At 38.8% G+C, this 15201-nt stretch carries 17 protein-coding genes; 7 read left to right on the forward strand and 10 right to left on the reverse strand.

The features are described 5' to 3' along the window. The first annotated feature begins 8 nt into the window (after positions 1-8). Entirely contained in the window at positions 9-536 is a 528-nt protein-coding gene (locus LEP1GSC195_RS14505) for a DUF3015 domain-containing protein (RefSeq protein WP_040506784.1), read from the forward strand. On the opposite strand, the gene LEP1GSC195_RS14510 is transcribed toward LEP1GSC195_RS14505, so the two are convergent. From LEP1GSC195_RS14510 to LEP1GSC195_RS14525, 4 genes are all read right to left on the reverse strand, one after another. Beyond that, a complete protein-coding gene (locus tag LEP1GSC195_RS14510; RefSeq protein ID WP_015682338.1) occupies positions 533-1177 on the reverse strand; it encodes a hypothetical protein in 645 nt (214 codons plus the stop codon). The two genes, LEP1GSC195_RS14505 and LEP1GSC195_RS14510, sit on opposite strands and share 4 nt — an antisense overlap. Then, a complete protein-coding gene (locus LEP1GSC195_RS14515; RefSeq protein WP_015681621.1) occupies positions 1152-3332 on the reverse strand; it encodes a TonB-dependent receptor plug domain-containing protein in 2181 nt (726 codons plus the stop codon). Before LEP1GSC195_RS14515 ends, LEP1GSC195_RS14510 begins: the two co-directional genes overlap by 26 nt. Then, positions 3332-3904 carry an HmuY family protein gene (locus LEP1GSC195_RS14520; RefSeq protein WP_015682666.1) on the reverse strand — a complete coding sequence of 191 codons (573 nt, stop codon included), beginning with the start codon at positions 3902-3904 and terminating at the stop codon, positions 3332-3334. The genes LEP1GSC195_RS14515 and LEP1GSC195_RS14520 overlap by 1 nt, the downstream gene beginning before the upstream one ends. 99 nt (positions 3905-4003) lie before the next feature. Continuing rightward, on the reverse strand, positions 4004-4558 hold the full coding sequence (locus LEP1GSC195_RS14525) for a hypothetical protein (protein ID WP_015682089.1): 555 nt from the start codon (positions 4556-4558) through the stop codon (positions 4004-4006). A 236-nt stretch (positions 4559-4794) separates the two neighbouring features. On the opposite strand from LEP1GSC195_RS14525, the gene LEP1GSC195_RS20055 reads away from it, so the two are divergent. Genes LEP1GSC195_RS20055 through LEP1GSC195_RS14540 form a run of 3 tightly spaced genes read left to right on the forward strand, consistent with a single transcriptional unit; the run spans position 4795 to position 8224 of the window. Continuing rightward, complete coding sequence (locus LEP1GSC195_RS20055) at positions 4795-5508, forward strand: hypothetical protein (RefSeq protein WP_015681907.1); 714 nt, start codon at positions 4795-4797, stop codon at positions 5506-5508. Next, positions 5483-7243: a sensor domain-containing protein gene (locus LEP1GSC195_RS14535; RefSeq protein WP_015680844.1), complete on the forward strand. Its 1761-nt coding sequence runs from the start codon at positions 5483-5485 to the stop codon at positions 7241-7243. Before LEP1GSC195_RS20055 ends, LEP1GSC195_RS14535 begins: the two co-directional genes overlap by 26 nt. A 15-nt stretch (positions 7244-7258) precedes the next feature. Further along, positions 7259-8224, forward strand: a complete 966-nt coding sequence (locus LEP1GSC195_RS14540) for a M23 family metallopeptidase (protein ID WP_015681865.1) — start codon at positions 7259-7261, stop codon at positions 8222-8224. Here LEP1GSC195_RS14540 and LEP1GSC195_RS14545 read toward each other — a convergent pair. Then, the gene (locus tag LEP1GSC195_RS14545) at positions 8189-9244 is read right to left on the reverse strand and encodes a hypothetical protein (protein ID WP_015682405.1); all 1056 of its coding nucleotides are present in this window, start codon (positions 9242-9244) and stop codon (positions 8189-8191) included. The two genes, LEP1GSC195_RS14540 and LEP1GSC195_RS14545, sit on opposite strands and share 36 nt — an antisense overlap. Here LEP1GSC195_RS14545 and LEP1GSC195_RS14550 point away from each other — a divergent pair. After that, the gene (locus LEP1GSC195_RS14550) at positions 9243-9848 is read left to right on the forward strand and encodes a hypothetical protein (protein WP_015681615.1); all 606 of its coding nucleotides are present in this window, start codon (positions 9243-9245) and stop codon (positions 9846-9848) included. The genes LEP1GSC195_RS14545 and LEP1GSC195_RS14550 overlap by 2 nt on opposite strands. Positions 9849-9870: 22 nt before the next feature. Here the strand turns inward: LEP1GSC195_RS14550 and LEP1GSC195_RS14555 are convergent, their stop codons facing one another. Together LEP1GSC195_RS14555 and LEP1GSC195_RS14560 are read right to left on the reverse strand one after the other, a co-directional pair. After that, on the reverse strand, positions 9871-10845 hold the full coding sequence (locus LEP1GSC195_RS14555; RefSeq protein WP_015682629.1) for an MBL fold metallo-hydrolase: 975 nt from the start codon (positions 10843-10845) through the stop codon (positions 9871-9873). 25 nt (positions 10846-10870) lie between these two features. Then, complete coding sequence (locus tag LEP1GSC195_RS14560; RefSeq protein ID WP_040506786.1) at positions 10871-11452, reverse strand: TetR/AcrR family transcriptional regulator; 582 nt, start codon at positions 11450-11452, stop codon at positions 10871-10873. 183 nt (positions 11453-11635) lie between these two features. On the opposite strand from LEP1GSC195_RS14560, the gene fliG reads away from it, so the two are divergent. After that, complete coding sequence (gene fliG / locus LEP1GSC195_RS14565; protein WP_015681495.1) at positions 11636-12649, forward strand: flagellar motor switch protein FliG; 1014 nt, start codon at positions 11636-11638, stop codon at positions 12647-12649. A gap of 51 nt (positions 12650-12700) precedes the next feature. Here the strand turns inward: fliG and LEP1GSC195_RS14570 are convergent, their stop codons facing one another. Next, positions 12701-13189, reverse strand: coding sequence for a hypothetical protein (locus LEP1GSC195_RS14570; RefSeq protein WP_015681699.1), 489 nt, complete (start codon positions 13187-13189; stop codon positions 12701-12703). A 382-nt stretch (positions 13190-13571) separates the two neighbouring features. On the opposite strand from LEP1GSC195_RS14570, the gene LEP1GSC195_RS14575 reads away from it, so the two are divergent. After that, entirely contained in the window at positions 13572-14525 is a 954-nt protein-coding gene (locus tag LEP1GSC195_RS14575; protein WP_015680613.1) for a glycerophosphodiester phosphodiesterase, read from the forward strand. Here LEP1GSC195_RS14575 and LEP1GSC195_RS14580 read toward each other — a convergent pair. Both LEP1GSC195_RS14580 and LEP1GSC195_RS14585 read right to left on the reverse strand, forming a co-directional pair. Beyond that, entirely contained in the window at positions 14522-14872 is a 351-nt protein-coding gene (locus tag LEP1GSC195_RS14580) for a TRL domain-containing protein (protein ID WP_015682455.1), read from the reverse strand. The two genes, LEP1GSC195_RS14575 and LEP1GSC195_RS14580, sit on opposite strands and share 4 nt — an antisense overlap. After that, positions 14869-15192 (reverse strand): TRL-like family protein, encoded by a 324-nt coding sequence (locus LEP1GSC195_RS14585; RefSeq protein ID WP_040506788.1) that lies wholly within the window; start codon positions 15190-15192, stop codon positions 14869-14871. The genes LEP1GSC195_RS14580 and LEP1GSC195_RS14585 overlap by 4 nt, the downstream gene beginning before the upstream one ends. Between the last annotated feature and the right edge of the window lie 9 nt (positions 15193-15201).

Below are 15201 nucleotides of genomic sequence, written 5' to 3' on the forward strand. Positions count from 1 at the left end.
AGGGTTCTATGTTTACCCGTAGTTACCGACTCTTTTTTAAAACTCAATTAACAGTTGTTAGCATATATTGTCTTATAATTTCTGTTCCCGTTTCTGCGGAACCTTACGGGATGGCAGGTTGCGGACTGGGTTCTATGGTTACTGTTTGGAAAAATGATATTGGCCAAGTTCTTGCTGCAACAACCAATGTTAGTTTTTCATCACAGACTTTTGGAATCACTTCAGGAACTTCGAACTGTACTACCGACGGAATTGTTCGAGCCGATCGAGCCCAAGAAGTATTTATCACTTATAATGAAGAACCATTGGAATTGGAAACCGCACGCGGAACAGGAGAAAGAATACGAGCGATCGCTTCTTTGTTAGGTTGTCCTACTCATAGTGTTGAACTGGGAAAGTTAATGAAAGAGAAACATTCCTTTATTTTTGATAAAACACAAGGTGTAGATTCATATTCCCGATCTAAGGTCATTCTATCTCGATTGAAATCAAAAATAGCCGAAGATTTTGATTTAAAAAAAGCCTGTTTGTATTAGTCGCGAATCACTCGAGAAATTTCTGAGTTGTATCGATGCGCCGCTTCCGTTTGGTTTAGATATCCAAAGGCACCTAGTTCAAATAAAAAGGCAGCTGTAATTCCATAGCCACCATCGGGAACATCGTCACATCCTTTTTTACCAGCAGGATGGATTTTCCAATCACGTGGATTGAGGAACTGAAAGTTTTCGGGACAAACCACGTGACCGTAATTTTTTCCATCAGCATGTCTTGCTTCGTGTAATAGAACAAGGATCCGATCCAATCGATTTAAACTAAAGAAAGCACGACCGAGTAAAACATCTCCATCATGATACATTGCTATGTATTCGCCAGTGGAACCAAAAGAATATTTTTTGATCCGTGATTGGATCCAGCGGGAAAGTTTTTTTCCTGAGAAACCAAACTTAAAAATAGATTCAAATTGTGTGAGACGATTGTAAGTAGATTTGTCGATTCTGATTCGTTTTGGTTCTAAAGTTTCTAAATAGGAGAACGATTCTTTTAAAACTTTAGATTGTTTCGCATTTAACTTTGATTCATCGGAGTACAAAGCAACTCCAGATAACCAATAAAGAACGATTACAATAAAAAATGTTTTCTGCGAATAAAGTTCAAAAAGTGGCTTGGAGTCCACCATAGTAAAACCTGGGACGAATAGGATTGTATGTAAGCTCGTATTGGTCTAGGACGTTGTCCACTCCTAAAAACAAAGACATCCTTCCGTCGAAGAATTTTTTCTCCATCCTTACGTTTAAGAGAGTAAATGGTTTTCCATATACAACTTTGTTGGTTTCCTCTGGAGTTTTTGTTTGTTGGTCGATGAGAGCTGTACTTGATCCCGCAGTAAATTCATTGGTTGTACTATAAAACGGCCGTTTGTCCAAACGTTTAGCACGAAGGGCAAATTCCCATCCACCGGGTGCATTCACAAAAAAGTTCATTGTTCCTTGGTGGAGCGCTCTTCCTTCTAAGGGTCTATCTGTTGTTAGGTCGCGAGTATCTGTTTGGTTGTAACCCAATTCCAAAGCAAAGTATTTGAGGAAACGAACCCGGGATCCAGCTTCCACACCTCTTGTATAGGCTCTTTGCACATTCTTTAATTGGAAATTGGCAAACTCGCTCGTTCTCGTTCCGAAACTGTATTGGATAAGATCGGTGATATCATTCCGAAACACGCTAAGTGAAAGAGTCCAAAATTTATAAGGAGTGTATTCAAGATCTGCATTGACCGTTGTTGATCTCTCTGGTCTTAATTTGTCGTTTCCATCTACAACATAACCAACACCTGGGTTTTCAAAACGTAAGTACAATTCTCGAAAAGAGGGAGGTCGAAATCCCTTACCGTAACTGGCACGGAAAACAAGGTCACTTGTGATATCCACTTTGGATGCAATTTTGGGTGTAGTCTGACCACCAAACTGAGAATCTACATCATGACGAACCCCTGGGACCAGCCGCCAAACAAAACCTTGGCGCCAAATGATCCATTCATCTTGAATGAAGGCTGCTCTTCTCGTTCTATAGGCATTCCTTCTTTGTAAACGATCCGATTGTAATTCTTCTGAATAGGATTCGACCCCAGCTGTCACCATGTGATCTTTATTAATTTCATGATCTACTTGAGCCACACCTTGGGAAGAAAATTCATTTGTAAATTCTTTTACGTCGAGTTCATTGGAATTTCGTTGGTCCAACTTATAGTGGTTTTCCCAACGAGAAAAGTTTCCACGTAAGGACACCATATTACGTTTTCCGTAGGTATATTCCATTGCACCTAACCCGAGAAAGTCGTTTGTGAGGTTAGTTCTATCGAAAACTCCACCATTGGATCTTGAATCAATTCCTGCTTGGTTACGATTTAAATAATTGATTCCTGTTTTAACCTTAAATTGACCATCTGGATTGAAGGTCATATTTCCACCTACGTTTGCATCTTGGAATGCATTTCCTGTTGTGGCTGGTGTTTTGGGATCTAAATCATAAGCAGCCGATTGGTTAAACCCACCAAAAAAATTAGAGGCTACAAAATTATTTTTGAAACCAACATCGGCGATCATATTCTTTTCGCCTTGGCTTCCAAAATTGGTTTGTCTTCCGTTTCCGTAAGAGGTTCGGAATTGGTAGTGTTCTGGTTTTTCTGCTTGTTTGGTGATGATGTTGATTACACCACCAATGGCATCGGCTCCGTATAACGAAGAGGAACTTCCTTTTACAATTTCCACCCGTTCAATGTTCTGAACTTTAAATCGAGTGAGATCAATGGTATTGTTCAACCTTCCCGCAACACGTTGTCCATCTACAAGAAACAGTACATATTTGGAATCAAGCCCGAGCATTTGGACTTGGGAACCGCCAAAAAAAGGAGTAACATTAATACCTGTTTGGGTTTCCAGCACCTCACCTAAGTTACGCGCACCAGTTTGTTCAATTCGTTTTCTAGAGATAACTTCTGTCGCAACAGCAGAATCTTTGAGTCGTCGTTCTCCGCGGGAGCCGGTGACAACAATGCCATTTTTATTATCCAAATCTTTGAACCGGTCCACCTCTTCAGACGGAACTTCCTCTTTATTTCCTTCTTCTGGAACTGGAGTGGTTTGTGTTGTAGTTCCTGTATTTTGTGGATTAGGATCTGTAGTATTTGTTTCCGCTGGAACCGTAACAGGAGTTGGTGTTTGGTCTACAGTTTTAGTTTTTTTTCCCGTTTCACGAGGTCGCGTTTGGGAATGGATCTCTCCAATAAACAATAGAAAGAGGCAAAGGATCGGTAAAAGAAATTGGGTAAAAGAAAGCATTAGGGAAGTTTTTTCCATCGGATGGTCGGATACCCTGAAGTTCCTGCATCACTATAATAATTTTCAATATGGACAGCATATATAGAAGAACTTGTTCCAGAACGAATGAGAAAAATGTCAGATTTCGGTGTTAAATTTCCAATCGTATAGTTGTACCACTCTGTAACTAGTGGGTTTCCTATATACACAGCACCAGCCCCACCAATTCCTTGTGTAGTCGAAGCACTGTCTATGATGAAGGAAGTACAACCTTGACTTGCTGCAGAAGTAGAACTAGCAACTCCAAAATCAGTCGTATTACTTTTGCAAGCTCCACCCAAACCCGAACGATTGGTTTCCCCTGAATTCGTCGCCACCTTGTACCGGTTAAACGCAATATCCCAAGTTAACTTATCTTTTTCAGAAAAGGGGATTTGTTTATTTCCTTCAAAATAGAAATAAATATAGAAATCTAAATTACTAGCATTGATGCGAGTGATATAACTCCCGTCAGCTTGTAAACGGGAGAAAACGATTTTGTCTAACGCATTTGGATTTCCCGCATTGATTGCACTAACAATCAACTGATTCACTAAAATTTCTTGATCCGTCAGGGCTTTTTCCTGACGGGCACAAAAAAAGAATCCGATTGTAATGAGACAAATGTAAATCCTTCGCATACGGTAAGAATTTTAGAGACTTATTGTATAGTTAATCTGTGCGGATTGACCTCTACTTGGGAGGGCATAGATTAAAATATAGATTCCTGCCGTGTTATTAGGTCCCGTAATAGCAATCGTTCCCGTACCTTCTAGTTTGTAAGCATCGGTAAAGGATGCATCCGCAGTAAGAGATCCACCATAAGTGATTCCTGTTTTTACTACTTTAGTCGAATCCAATGGACAAGATCCTGAACCATAAACAATAATTTCTGCATTGCCGGTTAATGAAAAATTGACTGCTCCTGTGCTTGCGTATTTTAACACAGCCGTTGGGTGACCCACAACAGGAACACTGCTCGTTTTAGAAATGGTTCCTGTTCCAACACCTGACGTTGTTGTCCAAGTATTGAGTGATTTACCGTTAGCAGCGACAGAACAATCACCTGCCATGCTAAATAGCGAACCAAGAGCCACTAGAGTCACAACATCTTTGTCGTTATTCTCTTTTTTTTCACACTGGAGGGAGAGTCCAGCCACCAAACTTAAAAGGATCAGTAATTTTGTCTTATTTTGAAGGGATTTCATAGAACCTCGGTCATTTTTATCCAGGCTCAAAGACTGGTAATGAGAATCAAATTCATTTTATCGATTGGCTAAATTTTTTAAGTCTCTGACAAAATCATGACAGATTTCTGAGGAATCGAATAGATTTGGTCATTTTATTTCCTAATATCCAAAGTATATCTTGTTTGAGCTTACAAACGTATCATGGAAAAAATCAATTGTAAGGAAAAGGATTTTTCGTCTACTATGCCTAGGTCATGTCTCTCAAACAAATCACTATCTATATTGAAGAGTTTGATCATGATTTTTATAACAGAATACTGCGCGACATAACGAATATTGAATCTTGTAATGTTCACAGTTTTCGTTCAATCTTGGACATTAAACCGGGCTCCATTAAGGAATCTGCAGTTTTTCTTTTTTGGAATGATCCTAAAGTATTAGAAAAACAAAAATTTATTTTTGAACAGTTTCCTGAATCGCCTTATATTTTGCTTTCGATTGCACCTTTAACACCGATCGAGTTAGCAAGAGCTGCGCACCCTACCTATTTGCACCTCGCAGAAAAAACTTATTCGGTTGGTATCCTAGACTTAGTACTAAACTTTGCTGAGCGATTGATTGAAGATATGAATCGTTCCATTGCTTACGATGAAATTAGAGAAAAGGTAATTGTCCTTCAAAATGTTTTTGAAGAGTCATTAGATGTTTTGATGCAAATTGATCCTGGCACCAAACAGATCATAAACGCAAACAAACAAGCTGTTGTTGTATTAGAATACCCATTGGAAGAGATAGTGGGTAAAGAATTTTCCTTCTTTATGCCGCCGGTGGAAGTAGATGAAGATGAGGAGTTTCAGGGAAATCTAATCGAAAGTACTGCTTTAAAAACAAAGTCAGGCCATTTGATTCCAACAGAGTCTTCCTTTCGATTGTTTCCCGTAAATGGCAATTTGGGCTACCTTTCGTGATATTACCGAAAGGAAAAGATCTCAAGAACAGGTTAGAAATCAAAAAGCATTTTATGAGTTTATTTTAGATAACCTCGACTCTGATATTGCAGTATTAAATTCAAATTTCCAATATGAATATACCAATCCCGTCTTTTTATCCAATAAGGACATTCGGAAGTGGTTGTTTAAAAAAACAGATCTGGACTTAGCTGAGAAATTAGAACTTCCTGCAGAATTTCATGAAAAACGTAAAAAATATTTAGAAATTGCTGCCAAAGAAAATCAAATCGTGGAGTTTGAAGAACTCATTCAAGACAGTAATGATAAAGTAACGTATCTATTAAGAAAATACATCCCCATTGATGATGCAGAAACCGATCAAAAAAGATTTATTAGTTTCGGGGTTGATATTACGGAAAGAAAATTATCAGAAGAAAGAATAACTTACTTAGCTTATTATGATGCCCTGACGGGTCTTTCTAATCGAACATTATTTATTGATCATGCAAACCAAGCCTTAAAAAATCATAAATCAACTGAGACCTTACTTGCGTTCTATTTCTTTGATATCGATAATTTTAAGTTTATCAACGATAGTTTGGGTCATACGAAAGGAGATATTCTTTTGCAAATGGTTGGTGCAAGGCTCAAACGTGTCATGACAGAAGTAGATACAGTGGCGCGATTTGGTGGAGATGAGTTTGCGATTTTAAAAGTGGACGTTGCAAACAAAAGTGCGGCCGCTGAATTTGCCCAAAAAATTCTAGATATCTTAAGCCAACCATTTCATATCATGGGACGTGATTTGTTTACTACCATCAGTATGGGAATTGCCCTTTCCCCAAATGACGGTGTTTCTTCCTCTGAACTTTTAAAGAATGCTGATATGGCGATGTACAAAGCAAAGGAACTAGGTAGGAATAATTATAAATTCTATACTAATGAACTCATCCTTCGCTCTGAAAAACGATTGTACATTGAAAACTCTTTGCGAAAAGCCATTCAGAACGAAGAGTTAGTACTTTTTTTCCAACCAAAAATTTCTACTCTCACCAATCAAGTTTGTGGAGCCGAAGCACTCATCCGTTGGAAACATCCGGAAAGAGGTTGGGTTCCACCTGTAGAATTTATTCCAGTCGCAGAGGACTCAGGTATCATCGAACGGATTGGAGATTGGGTTTTGGAAGAGGCTTGCCGGCTCAAAAAAGAGTGGAAAAAACAAAATCTTCCCACATTTCCCGTAAGTATTAATGTTAGCGGTAAACAGTTAGCACGCGCTAATTGGTCACATCGAGTTCAGTCTACAATTCTTCAATATAACATTGATCCAGAGGAAATTGAATTAGAATTAACAGAAAGTTCGATTATGGAGAATCCTGAAAAAAGTATCGAAGCTTTTGAATATTTATCTGGGCTTGGAATCAAAGTTTCTATCGATGATTTTGGAACTGGTTATAGTTCATTAAGTTATCTTAAAAAAATCAATGCAGATGTTTTAAAAATCGATCGCTCCTTTGTGATTGATTTGGAATTGAATGAAGATGACAGAGCCATTTGTAAGGCCATTATCAATATGGCACATTCGTTAGGGATGGAAGTCATTGCAGAAGGAGTAGAGAACTCTGCCCAAAGGGATTTGTTGCATGATTTGGGATGTTATATGATTCAAGGGTATCTTTACAGTAAACCACTTCCTTCAGAAGATTTTGTTGTTTTCGTGAAAAAATTTAACGAATCTGCAAAAACAAAATAGCCGAAATTGAAAGAGATGATAAGGTTTTTCTCTTTATTAATCCTAATTTTATTTTTTGTACGTGCGGTACCTGCGGAATCGCGTGAAGTCAAAAAAAAATCAATACGTGCCACTCCGACCAATTACTTTGTGAAAAAAGAGGAAAAGAATTTTTCCTTGTTAATGGAAGCGAGACGATTCGGGAGAGGTGAAGTTATTTTTCTTCGTTTAACTCCAAAAGATAAAAAATGGATTAATGAATCTTATAAAGTGAGTTGGTTGGGAAAGGATGTGATCCTGACCAAACGGGAAAAAAGTATGGTAGCTTTTTTACCCATTTCTCCAGACACACCTGCGGGTGCTATGACTCTGGAGATTGTATCAAAAATCTTTTTTGTAAAACGGGGACAAAAACAATACCAAATTATTTTAGAACCAACCAAATTCCAAGTAATCAAAAAAAATCAACAGATCAAAGTGGATGAGAAATTTGTTACCAAGGAACTTCCCAAAGAAACATTAGAATTTATTCAAGAATGTAAAACTGCAAAAGAAGTAGCCTTCTCAAAACAAAGTCGTTTACAATTTGGTGGTAATTTTAAAAATCCATTGGATAAGATTTTTATTACTAGCAAGTTCTATGTTAGGCGAGATTATAATAACAAACAAGGACGTCCTCATGGTGGTGTGGACTTTCGGGGAAAATCAGGAACCCCAGTGTATGCGATCCAAGACGGGGTTGTTGTTCTTGCTCGTAAAACTTATTACGAAGGAAATTTCACAATCGTAGATCATGGGAATAAGATATTTTCTTTTTATATGCACCAAGATGAAATTAAAGTCAAGGTTGGTGATCTTGTAAAACAAGGACAGGAAATTGGAACTGTTGGTTCTACAGGAATGTCTACTGGGCCTCACCTTCACTTAGGGGCAAAGGTAAACGATATCCTAGTGGATCCGCTTTCCTTAATTGCTTTGCAATCGATTTCCGAATCGAATTGAGGATAGAAAGTCACGAATGCCTTGTTCGTGGATTTCGCCTTTTTCTAAATTTTCTGTAATGTGTAACAATAGTTTGTCGTGATTGGGAGTGTCCACAAGTAGAAAACCAGTTTTCGCATACCGAGGTCGTAGTAGGTCATAAAATGTCCAAAATTTGGCTGTGAGAATAAAGGGTTCCAATTCCTTTTGTTGGATTTCTTGGATGTCTTCAATATCGCCTTTACTGACCTGAATTTTTAAAAATTCGGAGAACTCTGAGATGGCCTGGTTTTCTTGAAAACCTATGTAGTCAGGAAAATAAAAGATACGAACAAATGGATATCGTTCCGCATCATGATCACTGAAGGCAAGTAGACCCGCAATTTGTCCTGCCCCCGTTTTGTTTTCCATAGTTAAGTCTTCAGGTTTAAAAAAGTAAAATCCTTCGGGAAGAGTAAATCCCAATTGGAGTTCTTCATTCCAATATTGATTATTTTCTGTAACCGTCCAACCATTGAGATCCTTTTCTTCAATTTGGTATTTGTTTTTGAAAAGGAGATAGGCGGATAATACTTCTGCACCTTGTAAGGCCTTAAAAGCAATCAGCGCATTACTCGCAATGAGGCAGGCGGCCACCAGAAGACGAGCGTACTCCGCAAGATGCAACACACGAATGAGAAAAGCAATGGCGATAAATAAAAATAAAAAGACAGTTCCGGCCTCAAATACTAAAACTTCCGCAAGCCAGAGAGCAAAGATAAAAATAACAACAACACCTAACTCAATGATGGGATGGAAAGTTTCGGTCCAATAAAGTTGGATTACATACAAACTGGCATAGGTGATGAATAAGCCAACAACGAGAGAAACAACACAGAGTGCAAAGATATAATGCCAAGGTAAATGGGATTCATGATAAATGAAGAAGGGGATGGCAATCAGTGAATATAAAATGAGCAGGTTTCTTGAGGTTTTAGGTGCTAAGAACTTGGTAAAGAAACCACTTGCATGATTTTGGATTTTAGTTAGTATTTGTTTCATGTCGGCGATCACAGACTTCTTTCAAAAAATCCAAAACCAAATTCTAGAAATCCAAACTACCATCAACCAGATCAAAACCAGTTGGGAGAATTTTCAAAAGTTTTGGGATTTGTTTTTTACATTAGTCCCTTGGGAAGTTCTCCTCTTACTCATCTTTTCTGTCATCCTCCTTTCCATTTTCAATTCAGTTTCTCCCAAAACTCCTAAGGCCAATCTCACAATTGCGGTTTTGTTACTCGCAGCCCTTTGGATCTATTTTTGGGGACTGTTTTCAAAAGAGGTATCTTATGCCAAGGTCATCATTGCTTCCTTATACATATTGGTTCCTTTACATGCGATCGGTTTGTTTCAGCTAGTTTTCCTATGGGGGAAAAAATGGTACTGGAATAATAGACGGATCCAACCGAAAACTTGGGAGTCTGCCCTCCACCAACTTTCAATAGATTATCATCAATTGGTAGGTAAGGCCCATTTGTATCATGAAGAAATCCAAGAAAACCGGGACAGTCTGCAGCAAGAAATGGAACGATTGGAACTATCCTTGAAAGGAATTAAATCTCTTCTTTCAGAAAAGAACCATTCAATAGTTAAGCCATCAGAGTAGAGTCAAGGCGAGCCAGTAAAACCTATTTATTTTTACCAATCAACATAGGATAAAAACCAAGTGGGGACTGGACATCATGGTCGTGCGCAGGAACCACTTGTAAGTCAGGATTTACTTTTAAAAGTTCGTGAACTCGAGAGATTTCTTCGCCAAGAGTGGCTGTGTCGAAATCTACAATCCAACGAGCACCTCTTGGTTTGTGTTTTTGATTAAGAAAACCTTCTTGTCTCCAAACAATATCTCCCGTAAGAAAAAAAGTTTCTCTATTTTCGGTATGTAAAAACAAACCTACCGAGCCTTCACTATGTCCTTTCATGGGAACAAAAACGGCCGTCCCGTCCCCAAACCAATCCAAACTCTTCGCATAAGAGGCATAAGGTTTATTTTGAAATTCTAAAGGGTTCCAATTCACAGAATCCCCATCAAACTGGGAAGAAATATAACCTAACTCTAGTTTAGGATTATTTAATTCACTGAGTAAACTGTGGATTTTTGCTGAAGGAAAGTCTTTTAATCCACTCGCATGATCCCAATGGAGATGAGAGAAAAAAACATCTTGGATGGAATCCATTTTTACACCATTCGTTTCTAACTGTCCGCTTGCGGTTTGTATCAACTGGTAGTCCATGAGTAACTTTAAATATAAAGGAAAAACCTGGAATTGTTCTTTGATTTTGGTTCCAAGCCCGGTATCGAATAAAAAATTTCCTTTGGGATGTTGGATATAAAAACCTGAGTGAGCCACAGTCACTATTTTGAAAACAGAACCACCTTCGATGACAAGGGCTTCTAAGGTTTTTGCCTCTCCTGTTTTAAGGATCGAAAACACAAGGGATGATTTTTGTTTTGGTTTTGGAATGAGGGAGTTAGTTTCTTTTTGGTCTGAGAATAAAAATGCAATATTCTCATTAGGGTATCCAAGAAAGTACAGAACAAAGAGAAAGAGTGAAACAAAAGTTAGGCAAATTGTAATCAGAATTTTTGATGAGAGTTTCATATTCGATGAGTATCCTATAAAAAAATTAATCTTGTTTGAAGAGTGATTCGGCGGTTTTGGCAGCCACACGTAGTGGCTCGGGAGATTTTTGGAGTTTGGAAAGTAACAAGGCCCCTTCCCATAAGGAAAGAAGGGAAAGGGAAAGATTTTTGGCTATGCGAAGAGTGTAACCTTTACCCACAAGATAGGATTCAAATGTTTTTAGCCATAAGGAATAAACTTGTGTACAGGCATCAGATACCATAGAAACAGTACCGGAAGTTTCCATCGCAGTTGTGGCAATCGGACATCCTTTTTTGTACTCACTCGAAACAATCCGTTCTTCTAAAGCGTGAAATACTTGTTTGATGGCTTGAACTGGGGAATCTGTCTCCACCAATACGCATTGGAAAAACAAGTTTAGCTCGTTACCAGAATAGAGGAGAGCAAGGCTTGTCAGTTCTTCTTTCCCACCTGGAAAGTGAAAGTAGAGAGAACCCTTGGGAGTGTTGGTTTCTTTCCCGAGCTCACTTAGCCCACTCGCCCCATACCCACCCGTTTCTAACAGTTCGGCCATAACTTCAATCATCCGTTGTTTTGTGGTTCCACCTTTTTGCCCATACACCATTCACTCTTAAGATAATAGACCGGTCAACATAAAAAATATCTCGGGATCCTATTTCTGATTTTAAACTCGTTTGTCTTTGATCGGTTTCGAATTCCCCTGAGCCAAAATTTCCCAAAGAATAAATCTCATTGTTTTTTCCAGGCCCGGCCGATAAACTAAGTAGTACGGATTTCGGGACGAAGTATGATCAATAAGAAGCCATCGCTTACAGGAAGACAAAAGGCCGCCATCTTTTTGGTTGCTGTTGGAAACGATGTGGCATCTGAAATCTTCAAACACCTCCGCGAAGACGAGATCGAACAAATCACGTTCGAAATTGCTCGTTTAGATAAAATCACTCCAGAAGACAAAGAAAAAGTCTTAGTTGAGTTCAATGAACTCATGATGGCTCAGGAATTTATCACCAATGGTGGTATTGACTTTGCGCGGGGACTTCTCGAAAAAGCTCTCGGTAACCAGAAAGCTATCGATATCATCAACCGTTTGACATCGTCCTTACAAGTAAGGCCGTTTGACTTCATTCGTAGAACGGATCCGGCCCACCTCCTCAACTTTATCCAGGGGGAACATCCGCAGACCATCGCCCTTATTTTATCTTATTTGGATCCGCAAAAAGCATCTAACATTCTCTCAAACTTACCGCACCAAATCCAAGCGGAAGTGGCCAAACGGATTGCGACCATGGACAGGGTGTCACCGGACGTACTTCGTGAGGTGGAACGAGTGCTCGAACGTAAACTCTCTACTCTTGCCTCCGAAGATTATACTTCCGCTGGGGGTATTGATTCTGTAGTAGAAATTTTGAACTTGGTAGACCGGGGAACTGAGAAAACCATCATTGAAGCCCTGGAAGAAGAAGATCCAGAACTTGCTGAAGAGATCAAAAAACGGATGTTTGTATTTGAAGATATCGTTTTACTTGATGACCGGGCGATTCAAAAGGTTATGCGTGAGGTGGATAACACGGATTTGGCGAAAGCGTTAAAGTCGGTCGATTCCGAAGTGCAAGATAAAATCTTTAAAAACATGTCCAAACGTGCCGCAAACCTACTCCGAGAAGATATGGATTTTATGGGTCCTGTTCGTTTGAAAGACGTGGAAGACGCACAGCAAAAAATTGTAAACATCATCCGTAAACTGGAAGAAGCGGGCGAGATCGTTGTGGCTCGTGCGGGAGAAGACGAACTTGTGGTTTAATCCATAAGTTGTATCTTTATTTCGAGAATTGCTATTATTCTTTTCTTAAAGTTATTTGATTCGGTTGCTAAACTTTCCCCACTTCGGTGGAAATTCTATAAGCGCATCCTTCGGAGAAATTTCACCACGTTCTAACCTTTGGTTGAGAGTGATTAGTTTATGAAGGTTTCCCATAGAAAAAGAAAATTCTGTAATATCAAAATCGTCCAAACGTACTTTGGCATTTCTACAAAATAGTTTGAGTTCCGATAGAATCAAAGTGACTCTTGCATTGGCATAACGAGCTACAATTTCTTCAAATTCTTCTTCATTAAAAAATTCTTTTTCTAAATCATAATCGAATTCGTGTCGGATGAGATCGATAAGCGATAGTCCCAGTTCTTTAGCGACCAACACGACATAATCGAACTTGGATCGGATCCAATCTTCGGATTCCAAGAGTTCTACAGCAGAACGAGGAATATTCAATTTTTCTGATAATTCGATTCTAGTGAGTTTTCGTCTCTCTTGGTAGTTTCTGAACTGGTTTACTTTTTCCATGTTTTAAAAAAAAATTCTAAATTTCCGTTAATAACGGTCTGAAAAGGCTCCAAAAACGTTTTAAACGTTCTGAAGGAATAAGTTTCGCATGGATAGGGTTGACGTTCTCTTCGAAAGAACTGTTAGGCTCAAATTACGCTAAATTTCCTTTCTGGAGTCCGCCACCGAGGTTAGCCTAGGTGGTGTGCTCGTTTTTTCCAGCCTTTTCTTATTTCTTTCCCCCGAATTCCTTTTTTTTCCCCTGTTTTACGATGGAAGGTCCTTGGGTCGCAGGTATTTCCCCTAAGAGCAGAGTGGTTTTCTTTTTAAGATAGAATCAGAAAAAATTCTTTCTAATCACTATCAATGTTTACGATGGAATCCGTTAGAAAGGAAACCTTTGATGAACAAAACCCAATCTTTTAGAATTAGTTTATTCTTAGTTTGTATTGTACTTTATTCCACCAATTGTGCCACTGTGGAATCGCCCAATCGTTTGCGTAAGGTGATTGATTTACAAGGACATCGTGGGGCAAGAGGACTCAAACCAGAAAACACTTGGCCCGCTTTTGAAGAAGCAATCAAGTATAAGATGGTAACCTTGGAGCTTGATACTGTTCTTACCAAGGACAAACGAGTGGTCATCCACCATGATTCTGATACCAATCCAGTCATTTGTCAAAATGCAGATGGTACAGAGATTAAAAAAACATCTCTCTACGAACTGACATTAGCTGAGTTACAATCTTACGACTGTGGATCTAAAAAAAATCCAAACTTTCCAAAGCAGATTCCCGTTCCTGGAACCAAACTTCTTTCTTTGGAAGAATTTTTTGAAAAGGTATTGGCATCGGAAAAAAAATCGAAAGAAATTTATGAATTCAATATCGAAACAAAATTTCCAGATGATGGATCAGCTCCTGATAGTTTGGTCAAAGAACATACGGAAAAACTAATCCAAATTATTGAAAAGTATAAAGTAATCGAAAGGTCCACTATTCAATCCTTTGACCTTCGCACCTTAACGGCTTCCAAATCAAAAAACCCTAAAATCAAAACTAGCGCTTTGTTTGTCCCAACCTACTTCCAAGGTTTTCTAATGACGATTGGGTTAGGGAATGGATATCGAGAAACAATTTTATCGGCAGCAAAAGAAAAACAAGCCGATATCATCTCCCCATATTTTTTGTATGTCACACCTCGGTTTGTGAACGAGTCGCATAACAAATCTATGTTGGTAATTCCTTGGACAGTGAATACGGACAAAGAAATAAAACGACTAGTATCTTGTGGTGTGGATGGAATTATTTCTGACTATCCAGATTTACTAGATTCAGTAGTTCGTAAAAAACCTTAAATTCCCGAAACCACAGTACAGAGCGAAGAATAGAGAGAGAGGTAGTTTGTTGCCTCTTTTTCAATTCGATAGATATCCACAATCCCTCCGGCATTGGCCGCAGAACCAATGCTTGCGTTACCAGATGTAAAAAAGAATCCATAGCGCTTCACACAAGCTTTTCCTTTTTTTAAAGGGAGTTTGGGGAGATTCCTTTCGGATAGGCCTAAAGAATAGGAAGCATATAAAAGCCCTGTTGGACCCAAACCTTGTGGCTGCCCTAAGTTCACACAACCGGCTGTAAAACTCCCAACAGAAACCAAAAATCCAAAAGTGAATGAATGCAGAGAAATCAGTTTCGGTTTCATTCGTTTCCTGAGATTTCTACGCAGAGGTTCGCATAAATGCCGAGGATGGCAAAGGTTGTCCAATTGGTTTCAGTTACATTTTGAATTTTGGATCTGGACTTAAGAAATTCCAAAGAGGCATCGCCGTAGGAAAGAAGACCTAGGACAGAGTGTACGCAAGAAGTGGCTCTTCGTTTGGAAGTTTCACCAGTTCCAAAAATTCCAATTTTTGTCTTTGTGTATAAAAACCCCCTAGGGCCAAATCCAGGGGAGGCGCAGTTACAAAAAAACAAACTAGAGATCAAAACTAGTAATGTAAAAAAATTAAAAACTCGATTCAAAGAATTTCC

It is taken from the genome of Leptospira wolbachii serovar Codice str. CDC (genome assembly GCF_000332515.2).
GTDB classification, from domain to species: Bacteria; Spirochaetota; Leptospiria; order Leptospirales; family Leptospiraceae; genus Leptospira_A; species Leptospira_A wolbachii.

What these genes read in the sequence shown, in the direction of transcription:
- fliG (WP_015681495.1), top strand. Translation starts at nt 11,636, where the DNA reads ATGATCAATAAGAAGCCATCGCTTACAGGAAGACAAAAGGCCGCCATC.
- LEP1GSC195_RS14505 (WP_040506784.1), top strand. Translation starts at nt 9, where the DNA reads ATGTTTACCCGTAGTTACCGACTCTTTTTTAAAACTCAATTAACAGTT.
- LEP1GSC195_RS14570 (WP_015681699.1), bottom strand. Translation starts at nt 13,189, where the DNA reads ATGGAAAAAGTAAACCAGTTCAGAAACTACCAAGAGAGACGAAAACTC.
- LEP1GSC195_RS14535 (WP_015680844.1), top strand. Translation starts at nt 5,483, where the DNA reads ATGGCAATTTGGGCTACCTTTCGTGATATTACCGAAAGGAAAAGATCT.
- LEP1GSC195_RS14575 (WP_015680613.1), top strand. Translation starts at nt 13,572, where the DNA reads ATGAACAAAACCCAATCTTTTAGAATTAGTTTATTCTTAGTTTGTATT.
- LEP1GSC195_RS14510 (WP_015682338.1), bottom strand. Translation starts at nt 1,177, where the DNA reads ATGGTGGACTCCAAGCCACTTTTTGAACTTTATTCGCAGAAAACATTT.
- LEP1GSC195_RS20055 (WP_015681907.1), top strand. Translation starts at nt 4,795, where the DNA reads ATGTCTCTCAAACAAATCACTATCTATATTGAAGAGTTTGATCATGAT.
- LEP1GSC195_RS14540 (WP_015681865.1), top strand. Translation starts at nt 7,259, where the DNA reads ATGATAAGGTTTTTCTCTTTATTAATCCTAATTTTATTTTTTGTACGT.
- LEP1GSC195_RS14525 (WP_015682089.1), bottom strand. Translation starts at nt 4,558, where the DNA reads ATGAAATCCCTTCAAAATAAGACAAAATTACTGATCCTTTTAAGTTTG.
- LEP1GSC195_RS14555 (WP_015682629.1), bottom strand. Translation starts at nt 10,845, where the DNA reads ATGAAACTCTCATCAAAAATTCTGATTACAATTTGCCTAACTTTTGTT.
- LEP1GSC195_RS14545 (WP_015682405.1), bottom strand. Translation starts at nt 9,244, where the DNA reads ATGAAACAAATACTAACTAAAATCCAAAATCATGCAAGTGGTTTCTTT.
- LEP1GSC195_RS14580 (WP_015682455.1), bottom strand. Translation starts at nt 14,872, where the DNA reads ATGAAACCGAAACTGATTTCTCTGCATTCATTCACTTTTGGATTTTTG.
- LEP1GSC195_RS14550 (WP_015681615.1), top strand. Translation starts at nt 9,243, where the DNA reads ATGTCGGCGATCACAGACTTCTTTCAAAAAATCCAAAACCAAATTCTA.
- LEP1GSC195_RS14515 (WP_015681621.1), bottom strand. Translation starts at nt 3,332, where the DNA reads ATGCTTTCTTTTACCCAATTTCTTTTACCGATCCTTTGCCTCTTTCTA.
- LEP1GSC195_RS14560 (WP_040506786.1), bottom strand. Translation starts at nt 11,452, where the DNA reads ATGGTGTATGGGCAAAAAGGTGGAACCACAAAACAACGGATGATTGAA.